This is a genomic window from Sagittula sp. NFXS13 (genome assembly GCF_040148795.1).
In the GTDB taxonomy this organism is placed as follows: domain Bacteria; phylum Pseudomonadota; class Alphaproteobacteria; order Rhodobacterales; family Rhodobacteraceae; genus Sagittula; species Sagittula marina.
Map to the genome: position 1 here is coordinate 113,951 of NZ_JAGEMH010000003.1, position 13,570 is coordinate 127,520.

14 protein-coding genes are annotated in these 13,570 nt (G+C 61.4%); 1 reads left to right on the top strand and 13 read right to left on the bottom strand.

Annotation, left to right across the window (positions count from 1 at the left end):
• Window positions 1-304: 304 nt before the first annotated feature.
• Entirely contained in the window at window positions 305-2,173 is a 1,869-nt protein-coding gene (gene uvrC / locus J4E08_RS08275; protein ID WP_349538069.1) for an excinuclease ABC subunit UvrC, read from the top strand.
• Here the strand turns inward: uvrC and J4E08_RS08280 are convergent.
• From J4E08_RS08280 to J4E08_RS08340, 13 genes are all read right to left on the bottom strand, one after another.
• Window positions 2,170-3,378, bottom strand: coding sequence for a sensor domain-containing phosphodiesterase (locus tag J4E08_RS08280; protein WP_349538070.1), 1,209 nt, complete (start codon window positions 3,376-3,378; stop codon window positions 2,170-2,172). The two genes, uvrC and J4E08_RS08280, sit on opposite strands and share 4 nt — an antisense overlap.
• Window positions 3,379-3,534: 156 nt before the next feature.
• On the bottom strand, window positions 3,535-3,966 hold the full coding sequence (locus J4E08_RS08285; RefSeq protein WP_343055859.1) for an acyl-CoA thioesterase: 432 nt from the start codon (window positions 3,964-3,966) through the stop codon (window positions 3,535-3,537).
• Entirely contained in the window at window positions 3,963-4,727 is a 765-nt protein-coding gene (locus tag J4E08_RS08290; protein ID WP_349538071.1) for a TIGR02186 family protein, read from the bottom strand. The genes J4E08_RS08285 and J4E08_RS08290 overlap by 4 nt, the downstream gene beginning before the upstream one ends.
• Complete coding sequence (locus J4E08_RS08295) at window positions 4,727-5,641, bottom strand: sulfite exporter TauE/SafE family protein (protein ID WP_349538072.1); 915 nt, start codon at window positions 5,639-5,641, stop codon at window positions 4,727-4,729. Before J4E08_RS08295 ends, J4E08_RS08290 begins: the two co-directional genes overlap by 1 nt.
• A gap of 167 nt (window positions 5,642-5,808) precedes the next feature.
• A complete protein-coding gene (locus J4E08_RS08300) occupies window positions 5,809-6,774 on the bottom strand; it encodes an ABC transporter permease (RefSeq protein ID WP_183963781.1) in 966 nt (321 codons plus the stop codon).
• 3 nt (window positions 6,775-6,777) lie between these two features.
• Window positions 6,778-7,110, bottom strand: a complete 333-nt coding sequence (locus J4E08_RS08305) for a hypothetical protein (protein WP_349538073.1) — start codon at window positions 7,108-7,110, stop codon at window positions 6,778-6,780.
• The gene (locus tag J4E08_RS08310) at window positions 7,107-8,204 is read right to left on the bottom strand and encodes an ABC transporter permease (RefSeq protein ID WP_349538074.1); all 1,098 of its coding nucleotides are present in this window, start codon (window positions 8,202-8,204) and stop codon (window positions 7,107-7,109) included. The genes J4E08_RS08305 and J4E08_RS08310 overlap by 4 nt, the downstream gene beginning before the upstream one ends.
• A gap of 104 nt (window positions 8,205-8,308) precedes the next feature.
• Window positions 8,309-9,922: an ABC transporter ATP-binding protein gene (locus J4E08_RS08315; RefSeq protein ID WP_349538075.1), complete on the bottom strand. Its 1,614-nt coding sequence runs from the start codon at window positions 9,920-9,922 to the stop codon at window positions 8,309-8,311.
• An 83-nt stretch (window positions 9,923-10,005) separates the two neighbouring features.
• The gene (locus J4E08_RS08320; RefSeq protein ID WP_349538076.1) at window positions 10,006-11,010 is read right to left on the bottom strand and encodes a BMP family lipoprotein; all 1,005 of its coding nucleotides are present in this window, start codon (window positions 11,008-11,010) and stop codon (window positions 10,006-10,008) included.
• A gap of 122 nt (window positions 11,011-11,132) precedes the next feature.
• Window positions 11,133-11,546 (bottom strand): GNAT family N-acetyltransferase, encoded by a 414-nt coding sequence (locus J4E08_RS08325; RefSeq protein ID WP_349538077.1) that lies wholly within the window; start codon window positions 11,544-11,546, stop codon window positions 11,133-11,135.
• Window positions 11,536-12,102, bottom strand: coding sequence for a tRNA (adenosine(37)-N6)-threonylcarbamoyltransferase complex dimerization subunit type 1 TsaB (gene tsaB, locus J4E08_RS08330; protein WP_349538079.1), 567 nt, complete (start codon window positions 12,100-12,102; stop codon window positions 11,536-11,538). Before tsaB ends, J4E08_RS08325 begins: the two co-directional genes overlap by 11 nt.
• A gap of 59 nt (window positions 12,103-12,161) precedes the next feature.
• Window positions 12,162-12,746: a LysE family translocator gene (locus J4E08_RS08335; RefSeq protein WP_349538080.1), complete on the bottom strand. Its 585-nt coding sequence runs from the start codon at window positions 12,744-12,746 to the stop codon at window positions 12,162-12,164.
• 137 nt (window positions 12,747-12,883) lie between these two features.
• On the bottom strand, window positions 12,884-13,447 hold the full coding sequence (locus J4E08_RS08340) for a NifU family protein (RefSeq protein WP_183963765.1): 564 nt from the start codon (window positions 13,445-13,447) through the stop codon (window positions 12,884-12,886).
• Between the last annotated feature and the right edge of the window lie 123 nt (window positions 13,448-13,570).

Here is a 13,570-nt window from a genome sequence, read left to right on the forward strand (position 1 = left end):
GCCGGAAAAGTTGTGCACGTTTCATGAACCTTTGATGAAAGTATTAAGAAAATACTATTTTTCTCAATGACTTGGGCGGTCGTTATATTTTTATTAAATGGATTCAAAGGCTTATTTTTGTGATTAAAAAGTGGGCGCTTCGGCGAAGTGGCCTCAAACCTTAGAGAATTTGCCTCTGATGGTAAGTTGCCACCAGACTTATCCACAGAAACGGTGGATGTAATGGGGCTTGAACCGGGGCGTGCTGCATTGCAGCCGAAACCGAGAATCGAAATAGAGGACCCTGGTTAACAGGACGGTAGACATGGACGAGACTTCGCAGGAAACGCAGGCCCCGAAGGGCGTCGAGGTGATCCAGTCTTACCTGCGCACGCTGGATGGATCGCCGGGCGTTTATCGGATGCTCGATGACCAAAGCCGTGTGCTCTATGTCGGCAAGGCGCGGAATCTAAAGAACCGCGTGTCGAATTATGCGCGGCTCAACGGGCACTCGCGGCGCATATCGCGCATGATCTCTGACACGGCGTCGATGATGTTCCTGACGACGCGCACCGAAACAGAGGCGCTGTTGCTGGAACAGAACCTCATCAAGCAGCTCAAGCCGAAATTCAACGTGCTGCTGCGCGACGACAAGTCCTTTCCGAACATCCTTGTGAGCGACCATGCCTTTCCGCAGATCAAGAAGCACCGCGGCGCCAAGAAGGAGAAGGGCCAGTATTTCGGCCCCTTCGCCAGTGCCGGGGCCGTGAACCGCGTGCTGAACCAGTTGCAGCGCGGCTTCATGCTGCGCAATTGCACGGATTCCGAATTCGAGGGGCGCACCCGGCCTTGTTTGCTGGCGCAGATCAAGCGGTGCTCCGCGCCCTGTGTCGGACGTATCAGCGAAGAGGATTACGCAGCCTCGGTCCGCGACGCGGCGCGGTATCTGTCGGGCAAATCCACTGAAATTCAGGAAAAGCTTGGCGGCGAAATGGCCAAGGCCAGCGAAGAGATGGAGTTCGAGCGCGCCGCCGCCTTGCGTGACCGTATCCGCGCATTGACGCAGGTGCAGACCGCGCAGGGCATCAACCCTCAAAGTACCGCAGAGGCCGACGTGATCGCCCTGCATATGGAGGGAGGACAGGCCTGTGTGCAGGTCTTCTTTATCCGCGCGAACCAGAACTGGGGGAACAAGGATTTCTACCCAAGGGTCGGCGAGGACGTCGGCGCCCCCGAAGTGATGGAGGCGTTCATCGGTCAGTTCTACGACCAGAAAGAACCGGCGCGGTTGTTGCTGCTGTCCAATGGCATCGAGAACGACGACCTGATGTGCGAAGCGCTGTCCGAGAAGCTGGGCCGCAAGGTGGAGATCAACGTGCCTCAGCGCGGGGAGAAGGCCGAGCTGGTGGACGGTGCGCTGCGCAATGCCAAGGAGAGCCTGGCACGGAAGATGTCGGAAAGCGCCACGCAGGCAAAGCTGCTGAGCGGATTGGCAGAGGCCTTTGGGCTGGAAGAGCCGCCCGCGCGCATCGAGGTCTATGACAACTCGCACATTCAGGGCACCAACGCCGTTGGCGGGATGATTGTGGCGGGGCCGGATGGCTTCATGAAAAACCAGTACCGCAAGTTCAACATCAAGGGCGATGACCTGACGCCGGGCGACGACTTTGGCATGATGAAAGAGGTGCTGAACCGTCGCCTGACGCGACTAAAGAAGGACGACCCGGACCGGGACAAGGGGCTGTGGCCGGATCTGATGCTGATCGACGGCGGGGCCGGGCAGGTGTCTGCCGTGGCCGAGATCATGCGCGAACAGGGCGTGGATGACGTGCCCTTCGTCGGGGTGGCCAAGGGCATCGACCGCGATCACGGCAAGGAGGAGTTCCACCGGATCGGCACGCGCCCCTTTGCGCTGCGCCACAACGACCCCGTGCTGTATTTCGTTCAACGGCTGCGTGACGAGGCGCACCGATTTGCCATCGGCACCCACCGCGCGAAACGCGCCAAAAGCCAGATGGCCAATCCGCTCGACGAGATCAGCGGCGTGGGCGCCTCGCGCAAGCGGGCGCTGTTGCAGCACTTCGGCTCTGCCAAGGCGGTCAGCCGCGCCAATCTGAGCGATCTGAAAGCGGTGGAGGGCGTGTCAGAGGCGCTGGCTGAACGGATCTACGCCTATTTCCATGAAAAGGGCTAACCCAGAACCTCGCGGTAGGGGCGGGGTTTGCCCAGCAAGTAGCCTTGGCCGGCAAAGATGCCCAAGCGGGAGAGCGCGGCAATCTCGCTCGCATGTTCGATGCCTTCCGCGATGATGGTGCTGCTGTGGAACCGTGCGTAGTTCTGAAAGCCGGTCAACAAACTTATCAGCGGCCTGCTCTTGTGGATCTCCGAGATCAGCGAGCGGTCCAGCTTTATCACGTCGGGCCGTAGCTTCAGCACATGGCGAAAGCTGGAAAACCCGGCCCCGACATCGTCGATGGCGATGCGAAACCCCATTGCCCGCAGCTCTGCCATGCGGTTGCCAATGCTGTCGTAATCGGTGACCCGTTCATGCTCTGTCAATTCCAGCACCAGACGCCTGCGATGGTGAGGCGGAAACAGACGCGCGAAATCGAGATCGGACAAGGAGCTGACGGAGAAGTTCATGTTCAGTAAAAGACCTTTTGGCAGCCTGTCCAAAACGTCGGTCGTGTGCTCCGCAATGCGTTCCTCCAGCGACACCTTCTGGTCCAGAAGACGCGCGCGGGCAAAGACGTCGTCGGTCAGGCCTACATGCGCCGGGAAGCGGGTCAACAATTCGTATCCGATAATCCTCTGATCCAGAAGCGCACAGATCGGCTGGAGATGCAGGAAGAAACCTGCCTCGTTCACCATCTCCTGCAAAAGATGGTCGTCCGCGTCATGCTGTAACGCGAGAGTCTCAATGTCGCGGCCAAGAAGCTCCGCGAACAGGGTGAATACGGCCAGGTCGTGCGCTTTCAGATCCGGGCGCGGTGTGCGGCTGAAGGCGCAGAGCATTCCGTAGGTGTCGCCGCTGCTCATGACGATCGGGACGCTGATGTGACCGCCGATGGGAAACGCCTCTGTCTCTCCGATGTCGGCAACACAGGCTTCAGCGCCGGCATCGGTCATCAGTTGTGGGCACTGATTGCGGGCGATGCGGGAGCAGTACCCTTGCTCCAAGGGAGACTTATCCATGCGGTTGATTGTGAACGGTAGCCCGGGGCGGCTATCGACCTCTTCGAACACGCGGTCCTGTTGGGTGAAACGCGATATGAACGCCACGTCCATGTCGAAACTTTCACGCAGGAATTTCAGAACCTTGCGCTTTTTCCAGATTAAATTCTCCGGTCCATCGGTAAAATCGGAAGTGAGAGCATCTTGGAAGTCTTGTGAGATCACGTTGCGCTTTCTGGCGAAGCGGACCGAAATACAGGTCTGTGGACCTGGCATCTTCCGGCCGCGCGTTTGCTACTGTCTGCTGCTGCGTGTGAAGGGCGGCATCACAACACTACAATCACCGTAGAGACTGCATGATACCTGTCAACAGTTTCTACTTCAGGTAGAAATCTCTGCGAAGATAGTGCGTAACGGGTCGGGCAGGGGGATCGGCTGGCTGTGCTCATCGGTCAGGACCTGAACAAAGAACGCCTCGGCGCAGGCTGTGTCGAGGTCGTTGCGAAACAGCCCCAGTTCGATCCTCAGGCTGGACCGGCCCATATGCGGCAGGCGTAAGCCGCAGTGCATCACGTCCGGAAAGCCTGCTTCTGAATGGTAGCGCACCCCGGATTCAACCACCAAAAAACGCAGCGCCTGCGGGCCAAGCAAGGCAATGCCATTGTCGAGCTGCCAGAGCGACAAGGCCGTGTCAAAGATCGACAGGTATTCGGCATTGTTCATATGGCCGTAGGCGTCGTTGTCCTTCCACCGCGTAGGCAGGGCGCGAAAGGCGCGATACTCCGCCCGCCTGCCGGGGGCGGCGCGGCTCACGAGGAGCGGACCAAACGGAAGGCGGCAGAGGCGCCCCAACCTGCGGCGATGGCAATGGCGATGGACATCAGCCCGTAGAGCAACGGTTCTTGCTGGGCCAACATGTACAGCCACCGTTCCAGGCCGACCTTGGTTACGTTGATCTCTGTTTCGAACCGCGACACCACACGTCCGTTCCGTGTGAGCAGGATCCGCGTGGGATAGATGCCTTCGGTAAGATTGGCAGGCATGGCGATACGTGTGTCGAACAGCGTCTGCTGGCGCAGTGTCACCGCCCCTTCGAGCAGCTGATAGCTGCTCCGGCCACCGCGAATGCGGATCAGCGCGTCCTTGAAGGCCTGGCTGTCCAGCACATCCATCGGGGCGCCCACGGATCGGATCGCCCGAGGGATGGAGACAGAGTGGCGCAGGTCTTCTGTGTGGCTGATCACCTCTGACCAGGGAGCAGAGGTGGCTACGGCGTAGAATGTCGGGGCGGAATCAACCTCCACCGAAGCTGTGTTCACCCAGATGCCTGCCACACGTTCCTTGCGGCGCACCACCACAGGGCGGAGCGGCCCCGCCACGGTGACGATCACTTGCAACGGATCACGCTCTAGTGCGGTTTCGCGTTTGATGGCCCCGAAGATCAGGATTTCCGATCCGTCGAAGTTGGTGGAAATTCTGACCGTGTCTTGGGAGAGGCCAAGCACAACTTCCTCGGCGGGTTGCGCGGCCGCCGGGCTGGCCATCGCAAGCAGCAAAACGAGGAGACGCAGCATCACACGCCCCCCGGCTTGGCCAGAGTGTACAGCTCGGAAGGTTCGATCAGCAGCTCCAGCGCGATCTTGCCGCAGACAAGCAGTACCATGGCTGCCAGCAGGATGCGCAGTTGCTCCGCCTTCAGTCGGGTGCCGATGATCGTGCCGAACTGCGCACCGATGACGCCGCCAAGGATCAGCAAGACCGCCAGCACCACATCGACAGTGTAGTTGGTGGTGGCGTGCAAGATGGTGGTGAAACCGGCGACAAATATGATCTGAAACAGCGAGGTGCCCACGACCACCTTGGTCGGCATCCCCAGCAGGTAGATCATGGCCGGCACCATGATAAAGCCACCGCCAACCCCCATGATCGCCGCCAGAACGCCGACAGACAGGCCAACAAGAAGCGGCGGAATGACCGAGATATACAGACCCGATGTGCGAAACCGCATCTTGAACGGCAGGGCATGAATCCAAGTATGCTTCTTGCGCTTGGGCGGCGCACCGCGGCGCGCATTGCGCAGGGCATTGAGGCTCTCGATGAACATCAGGCCACCGATGATCCCAAGGAAGACCACATAGCACAGGCGCACCAACAGATCGACTTGGCCAAGCGTTTTCAGGTAGTTGAATATGAAAACGCCAACGGCCGCCCCCACAAGGCCGCCGATCAGCAGCACCGTCCCCATCCGCAGATCAACTGTCTTACGCCTGAGATGTGCCAGCAAGCCGGAGAACGACGCCGCCACGATCTGGTTCGCGCCTGTGGCCACGGCCACGGCCGGAGGAATGCCGATAAAGAACAGCAACGGCGTCAAAAGAAATCCGCCACCGACGCCGAACATGCCCGACAGCACGCCGACCAGCCCGCCCAGCCCCAAAAGGACAAAGGCGTTCACGGCAACTTCGGAAATGGGGAGGTACACCTGCATGGTCATTGTTAGCCGCAGCTTGGCTGTATTTGCAAGCGCAGCAAACGGTCAAAAGGTGTCTTGCAAAGAAACTTATTGGCCGCCGGCTCAACGTGGCGTGTGAGCGACATGAAGAAGGGGGGAACCAAAGCTCCCCCCTCTGTGATATTCTCGAATGTTACGCCCGGTCAGCGCTCCTTGACGTAAGGCTCGCCACCGGCGCGCGGCGGGATGGCCTTCCCGATAAAGCCCGCAAGGATGATGACCGTCAGGATATACGGCAGCGCGTCCATCACCTGCACAGGCACCGTAAACGGCCCGATGTCAAAGTTCTGGAACCGGATCGCCAGCGCCTGAAGGAAGCCGAACAGCAGGCAGGCCATCAGCGCGTACCACGGACGCCACTTGGCAAAGATCAACGCGGCGAGCGCGATATAGCCCCGTCCTGCGGTCATTTCCTTGCCAAAGAACGGCTGCAGCCCGGTCGCCATATAGGCGCCGGCGATGCCACACAGAACGCCGCAGATGATCACGGCGGTAAACCGCAGCCGCACCACGGAAATCCCGGCGGTGTCCACGGCCTCTGGCGATTCGCCGACGGCGCGCAGGCGCAGGCCAAAGCGGGTCCGAAACAGCACCCACCACGTCAGCGGCACCGCCAGAAACGCCACATAGACCAGCGAGGCATGGCCGGAGATCACGTCGGCATAAATCGGGCCGATGAAAGGCACGTCCCGCAAAGCGTCGGCAAAGGGCAATGTGACCTCGCCCAATCTGGCGTCGCCGGTCAGGGTCGGGGTTTTGCCGCCTTGGCTATACCAGCTTTGCGCGATCAGCACGGTCAAGCCAGAGGCCAGAAAGTTGAGCGCCACGCCAGAGATCAGCTGGTTGCCCCGAAAGGTGATGGAGGCCAGCCCGTGAATCGCAGACAGCACGACAGAGGCCGCGATGCCCGCCAAAAGTCCGAGCCAGACGTTCCCGGTGCTGAAGGCAACCGCCGCAGAGAAAAATGCGGCGATAAGCATTTTACCCTCCAGGCCGATGTCGAAAATGCCCGCACGTTCAGAGAACAGACCCGCAAGACAGGCCAGCAGCAGCGGCGTGGACATGCGAATGGTGGATTCCAGAAGCTGAATGAGAGTGCCAAAATCCATAAGTCAGCCTCTTGCGTCGTTAAATTTGGACAGGCGGGCCTGCGGGGTGATCCGCGCCAGCCGGTCAGTCAGGGCCACGTGCCGTGAAGGCGCCTCCAGCGCAGTGCCCCTCGGGGTGCAGTCTCCGAGCGTGACAGCCCTCTGTGCAGGGCCGCGCAACCAAACGATGCCGTCCACGGTGGCGAGCCTGTCGCCGCGGTCAGACGTATCGCTATGGGCGATGGGCAAGGCACCGTTCGTGTCCATGGGATGCACGTCCGTATCCGGAGCTGGAAACCAGCCAAAGACGTCGCATCGGTTGCTCTTGAGGATCAGCGTTTCGGCCCGGCTGTTCATGCTGTCCCCTTCTTGCGCGTCGCGAGAAAGAGCCGTTCCAACGGCCAGCGGACGAAGTTGTCGAGCGCACCAGTGAACAAGATGACCAGCGCCTGAATGACCGTGATCAGCTCGCGCGGGATATTCGCCCAAAAGGCCAATTCTGCCCCGCCCTGGTACAAGAAGCCAAACAGCAGCGCCGCAAGGAAAACCCCCAGCGGATGAGACCGGCCCATCAGCGCCACGGCAATGCCGATGAAACCGGCCCCCTCGGAGGCGTTCAGCACCAGCCGCTCGGCCTCGCCCATGGTGGCGTTGATGGCCATCAGCCCCGCCAATGCACCGGAAATCAGCATCGAGATCACGGTGATCCTGACCGGGGAGATGCCCGCGTATTTCGCGCCCGTCTCGGAATGGCCAAAGGCGCGGATCTCGTAGCCGAGCCGCGTGCGCCAGATCAGCAGCCAGACAGCGATGCAGGCGAGAATGGCGATGAAGAACGTGATATTGGCGGGCGAGCCACGGAAAAGCACGTTGTCCGCCGTGGAGAACATGTCCTGAAAGGTCGGCAGATGCACGGCTTCCGGGAAGGTGGCCGTGGCCGGTTCCATGCCACCGGAGGGGCGCAGGAGGTTGACCAGAATGTAGTTGATAAGCGCGGCGGCAATGAAGTTGAACATGATGGTGGTGATGACGATGTGCGAGCCGCGTTTGGCCTGCAGGATCGCCGGAACATAGGCCCAGAGCGCCCCGAAGGCGGCGGCCGAAATCGTCGCCCCGATCAGCGCCAGCGACCAATGCGGCCACGGGATGAACAGGCAACACAGCGCCACACCAAGGCCCCCGATCTGCGCCTGACCTTCGCCGCCGATGTTGAACATCTTGGCATGAAACGCCACAGAGACCGCGAGGCCGGTGAAGATGAAGTTGGTGGCGTAATAAAGCGTGTATCCCCAGCCAGAAGACTTCATCAGCGCGCCCTCGACCATCAACCGGAACGCCTCGAACGGGTTCATCCCAAGCGCGGCGATCACCAGGGCCGAAAGCACGGCGGCGATGAGGATGGAGATCAGGGGGACGAGTACGGCGTCCGCCCAGGCAGGCATCTTATCCATGCGGCGCATTCCTTTGAAGCGTGGTGGGGGTGAAGAGGACGAAGGCCTCCGGCGCAGGTGTTTCTGCAGCAGGAAAACGCGGGCGGGGCGCGTTGTTCGGATTGTCAGTCATGTTGCGCAGCCTCGCGGGCTTCTTTGGCGTGCAGTTGCGCGTCCACAGCGGCGATGGCGGATTTGCCATCGGTATCGGTGACACCTGCCATCAGCAGGCCCAGTTCCGTCTGGTTGGTCTCGTCCGGCAGACGCTCGCCCATGATCTGGCCGTCGAACATCACCGCAATGCGGTCCGAGAGGCTGAGGATTTCGTCGAGTTCCACAGACACCAGCAGGATCGCCTTACCCGCGTCCCGCAGGCGGATGATTTCCTTGTGAATGAATTCGATGGCGCCAATATCCACGCCGCGGGTCGGCTGGCCGATCAAAAGAATGTCGGGATCACGCTCGATTTCACGGGCCAGCACGATCTTTTGCTGGTTGCCGCCGGAGAAATTCTTGGCGGCAAGGTTCGGATCGGGGGGGCGCACGTCGTAGCGGTCCATCTTGGCCTGCGCCTCGGTCTTGATCGCGGCGTTGTCCATGAAAAAGCCCGACTGGATCTCCGGGGCCTGATGGTAGCCGAAGACGGTGTTTTCCCAAGCCGTGTAGTCGAGGATCAGCCCTTCGTGGTGGCGATCCTCGGGGACATGCGCGATGCCACGGGCGCGGCGGCTTTGCCCGTCGGAATGTTTGCCGGTCAGGTCGATCTCCTGCCCGTTCACGCGCACGATGCCTGTGGCGGTTGTCATGCCGCCCAGCACGTGCAGCAGTTCGGACTGGCCGTTGCCAGAAACGCCCGCGATGCCCAGAACCTCGCCGGCGCGCACCTGCAACGAGATACCCTTCAGACGTTCGACGCCGTGGCTGTCGGTGTGGCGCAAGTTCTCGATTTCGAGGATGGGCGCTTTGGGCTGAGCGGGTTTCTTGTCCACGCGGAGCAACACTTTGCGCCCCACCATCAGCTCGGCCAATTCCTCTGGCGAGGTCTCGGCGGTCTTGACGGTGGCTGTCATCTCGCCGCGCCGCATGACGGAAACGGTGTCGGTGATCTCCATGATTTCGCGCAGTTTATGCGTGATCAGGATGATCGTCTTGCCCTCGCGTTTCAGCCCTTCGAGGATGCGGAACAAGTGATCGGCCTCGGCGGGGGTCAGCACGCCGGTGGGCTCGTCGAGGATCAGAATGTCGGCCTCGCGATAAAGCGCCTTGAGGATCTCGACACGCTGCTGGTGGCCGACGGAGAGGTTTTCAATCAGCGCATCAGGGTCGACTTGCAGTTCATATTCCTCGGCCAGGTGCTTCAGCGAGCCGCGCGCCTTGTTCAGGCTGGGCTTCAGCATGGCACCGTCTTCGGCCCCGAGGATGACGTTTTCCAGAACGGAGAAGTTCTGCACCAGCTTGAAGTGCTGGAAGACCATGCCGATGCCTGCGGAGATAGCCGCCTGGCTGTCGGTGATGTCCTTTTTCTGGCCGTTCACCCAGACCTCGCCGCTGTCAGCCTTGTAAAAGCCGTAGAGGATCGACATGAGCGTCGATTTGCCTGCCCCGTTCTCCCCGATGATGCCGTGGATCGTGCCGGGCATCACCCTTATGGAAATGTCCTTGTTTGCCTGAACCGGGCCAAAGGCTTTGGAGATGCCTTTGAGTTCGATGGCAGGGTCAATAGCGCTGGGGTCTGACATGAGGCGGCGTTCCCGGTTCAATCAAAGGGATGCGCCCGCCACTTGGGCAGGCGCATCGTTTTGTGTGCTGGCAGTGCGCCGGATCAGAAATCCAGTGCCGGGCAGCTGTCGTTTTCGTAGTAGGAGACCACCTCGATCTCTCCGTCGATGATCTTTTGCTTGGCCTCTTCGGCGGCAGCGGTCATCTCGTCGGAAATCAGCTCGGCGTTGTTGTCGTCCACGGCATAGCCGACACCGTCTTCGGCCAGGCCGAGGGTCGTCATCTTGCCGGTTTCCAGGTTTTCGCCGTCAGACATGGCTTCGAAGACGGCATTGTCGACGCGCTTGAGCATGGAGGTCAGAACCGAGCCCGGGTGCAGGTAGTTCTGGTTGCTGTCGACGCCGATGGAGTAGATGCCCTCATCTGCCGCGGTTTGCAGAACGCCCAGACCGGTGCCGCCGGCGGCAGCATAGATCACGTCGGCGCCCTGGCCGATCTGTGCCTTGGCGAGCTCCGAGCCCTTCACCGGGTCATTCCACGCGGCGGGCGTCGTCCCGGTCATGTTGGCGATGACATTGATGTCGGGGTTGGTGGCCTTGGCGCCCTGTGCGTAGCCGCAGGCAAAGTGACGGATCAGGGGAATGTCCATGCCGCCGACAAAGCCGACCGTGCCGGTTTCGGACGCCATCGCCGCCAGCACGCCAACAAGGTAAGATCCCTGATGTTCCTGGAAAGAAATCAGCGACACGTTCTCTGGGATCTCCGGCAGGAAACCATCGACGTTCACGAATTTGGTATCGGGGTAATCCGATGCCACGTTCTTGATAGGCTCGGCAAAGGAGAAGCCGGTTGTGATGACCGGGTTGAAACCCGCTTCCGCAAAGCGACGCAGGGCCTGCTCACGCTGCGCCTCGGACTGCATCTCGATGTCGCGATAGCTGCCGCCGGTCTCTTTCACCCAGCGCTCTGCACCGTTGAAGGCCGCCTCGTTGAAGGATTTGTCGAACTTGCCGCCGAGATCGTAGATCAGCGCCGGATCGGCCAGCGCGGCACCGGCGGTCAGCGCCAGCGCGGCAGCAGTGCCGAGCGTTTTCTGCATGAAGGTCATGGTTCAACTCCCAAGTGATGGGGCGTTTCGCCCCCTGGTTTTTTGATGGTGTCATCAAGACGCAGCGCCGGGAGAGGGTCAAGGCGGTTTTCATCATCTGTTAACGTTGACGCCACGGCGGGTCAGGCGAGTGTGCGGGACATGACCAGTGCATCATCGGGCGGACCGCCGGGCTGTGGATAGTAGCCCTTGCGCAGACCGGCCACCGCATAGCCGTGACGTTCATAGAACGCGATGGCCGGGGCGTTGCTCCGGGCGACCTCAAGGAAAACCTGAGCGGCGCCTGCTTTTTGGGCATCGGCGTGAAAGGCGGCCAGCGCCACGCTGGCCTGGCCTGTGCGCTGGTGGTCGGGATCGGCGGCGAGCGCGAGAATCTCCGCCTCTCCGGCAATCACCAGTCCGAGGACAAAGGCGTGGTCGCTGTGGCTCAGCAGGGCGTGCGGATTGGCGAGGCTGTCCGCAAAGCTCGCCGCGGTCCATGGACGCATGTGGCGGTAGGCGCGGGCACTGATATCGGCGAGCGTTTCAGGCGTCATCGAGAATGATCGGCGGGGCTTCTTTCGACGGCGCGGCGTCGGCCGGGCGGATATACAGCGGTGCAGGGCGTGTGCCCGTCGGCTTGGTCGCCGCCACGCGCGCGATGTGTTCCGCCCAATGCGCAGGGTCGGGCGGCAGCGCGTGATCCTCCAGATCGGCAGCGGCCATGGTCGCGATTTCGCCGTCCTGGGACTGCACATAGACCATGTCACGCGGGGCGGGGATGGCTGCGTATCGGGCGGTGCCAGCTTCGGCAGAGCGGATCACGTCAAAGGTGGACACCCCAACGGCAGGCACCCCAAGGCCCAGCGCCAGACCGCGCGCGGCAGATACGGCGATGCGGATGCCGGTGAAGTTGCCCGGCCCGATGCCGACGCCGATGCGGGTGACGTCCTGCCATGTGGCACCGCCTTCGGTCAGCACCTCTTCGAGCAGCGGCATCAGCCGTTCCGCCTGACCGCGGGCCATGGGTTCTGCCTTGACGGCGCGCAAACTGTCCCCGTCCAGCAGGGCGGCGATGACATGGGCGGTGGAGGTGTCGAAGGCAAGGATCATGCCGTCTTATGCCCCGCCGAACCGCGCGGCGCAACGTGGGCCGCGCAGCGATGTCCGCCTCACGCCAGCAGCATCCAGACCGCCGTCAACGCCAGCGCCACGCCAAAGCCCGTGTTCATCCGCCGCGCGGCACCGGGACTGCGAAAGGCACGCAACAGCACATCGCCTGCCAAGGTCCAGACGCAAAACGCCAGCAGGTTGTTCAGGGTGAACACCGTGGCGATCACCACCACAGTCGTGAGGTCCTCCCCGTTCAGGAATTGCGAGAACATCAGCGCCATGATCAGGTAAGCCTTTGGGTTCAGGACCAAAAGGACGACACCATCCGCAAAGCTGATGGGACGGGGGCGCCGCGCATCCTCGCTCAGCTCTGCGCGCAGGAAACCAATCGCCAGCCACAGCACATACAGCGCCCCGGCGATCTTGAGCGCTGTGAACAGCCACGGCACCGCGTTCAACAGGCTCAGCGCGCCGAACCCCATGGCCAGCGCGACACACAAGGTGGCAATATGGTAGCCAAGGTTGGCGGGCAGCGTCGCGGCAAAACCGAACCGCGCGCCATTCGCGGCAAAGGTCATGTTGCCCGGACCCGGGCTGTAGGCCAGCGGAAACAAAAACACCAACAGTGGCAGGACAATTGACATGACAGACCTCCTATGACCCATTCAGAACAGCATGCAAACAGGGCTGCGGGCGACCCGCTTCCTGCGCATAGGAGGGCGATAAACGCAAAAGGCCGCCCCGAGGGACGGCCTGCGATATCTGTCAAAGCGCGGGGGGGTCAGACCGCGACGGGACGGACCTCTGTCACTTCGGGGATGTAATGGCGCAGCAGGTTCTCGATGCCCATCTTCAGGGTCAGCGTCGAGGACGGGCAGCCCGCGCAAGCGCCCTGCATGTGCAGGTACACAACACCGCGGTCAAAGCCGTGGAACGTGATGTCGCCTCCGTCCTGTGCCACGGCAGGACGCACGCGGCTGTCGAGCAATTCCTTGATCTGGCCGACGATCTCGCCGTCTTCGCCCTCATGGGCGGCATGGCCCCCGGCCTGCGCCGCACCGTCGGACATGACCGGCTGGCCGGATTGGAAATGTTCCATGATGGCGCCCAGAACGGCGGGTTTCATGTGATCCCAGTCCGTGCTGTCCGTCTTTGTCACGGTGACAAAATCGTTGCCGAAGAAAACGCCGGTGACTCCGTCGACCGCAAACAGCCGTTTGGCCAGCGGGGAGGCACCGGCGGCCTCGGGCGAGGGGAAGTCGGCGGTGCCCATGTCCAGAACGGTCTGGCCGGGCATGAACTTCAGCGTTGCCGGGTTCGGTGTGGATTCGGTTTGAATGAACATGTCGCGGGCACCTTCCTTGGTCTCCCTCTTATATGCGGAAGCCGATGGTAAACGTCAAGGTTTGGAACGGTTCTAAACTGCTTGAGCAACGCCTGCTGCGGGCTAGGTGTGCGACAAGACCCT

Excerpts from the sequence above, each read along its gene's own strand:
- uvrC (WP_349538069.1), top strand. The coding sequence starts at position 305 with ATGGACGAGACTTCGCAGGAAACGCAGGCCCCGAAGGGCGTCGAGGTG.
- J4E08_RS08290 (WP_349538071.1), bottom strand. The coding sequence starts at position 4,727 with ATGCTGCGTCTCCTCGTTTTGCTGCTTGCGATGGCCAGCCCGGCGGCC.
- J4E08_RS08295 (WP_349538072.1), bottom strand. The coding sequence starts at position 5,641 with ATGCAGGTGTACCTCCCCATTTCCGAAGTTGCCGTGAACGCCTTTGTC.
- J4E08_RS08300 (WP_183963781.1), bottom strand. The coding sequence starts at position 6,774 with ATGGATTTTGGCACTCTCATTCAGCTTCTGGAATCCACCATTCGCATG.
- J4E08_RS08305 (WP_349538073.1), bottom strand. The coding sequence starts at position 7,110 with ATGAACAGCCGGGCCGAAACGCTGATCCTCAAGAGCAACCGATGCGAC.
- J4E08_RS08310 (WP_349538074.1), bottom strand. The coding sequence starts at position 8,204 with ATGGATAAGATGCCTGCCTGGGCGGACGCCGTACTCGTCCCCCTGATC.
- J4E08_RS08315 (WP_349538075.1), bottom strand. The coding sequence starts at position 9,922 with ATGTCAGACCCCAGCGCTATTGACCCTGCCATCGAACTCAAAGGCATC.
- J4E08_RS08320 (WP_349538076.1), bottom strand. The coding sequence starts at position 11,010 with ATGACCTTCATGCAGAAAACGCTCGGCACTGCTGCCGCGCTGGCGCTG.
- J4E08_RS08325 (WP_349538077.1), bottom strand. The coding sequence starts at position 11,546 with ATGACGCCTGAAACGCTCGCCGATATCAGTGCCCGCGCCTACCGCCAC.
- tsaB (WP_349538079.1), bottom strand. The coding sequence starts at position 12,102 with ATGATCCTTGCCTTCGACACCTCCACCGCCCATGTCATCGCCGCCCTG.
- J4E08_RS08335 (WP_349538080.1), bottom strand. The coding sequence starts at position 12,746 with ATGTCAATTGTCCTGCCACTGTTGGTGTTTTTGTTTCCGCTGGCCTAC.
- J4E08_RS08340 (WP_183963765.1), bottom strand. The coding sequence starts at position 13,447 with ATGTTCATTCAAACCGAATCCACACCGAACCCGGCAACGCTGAAGTTC.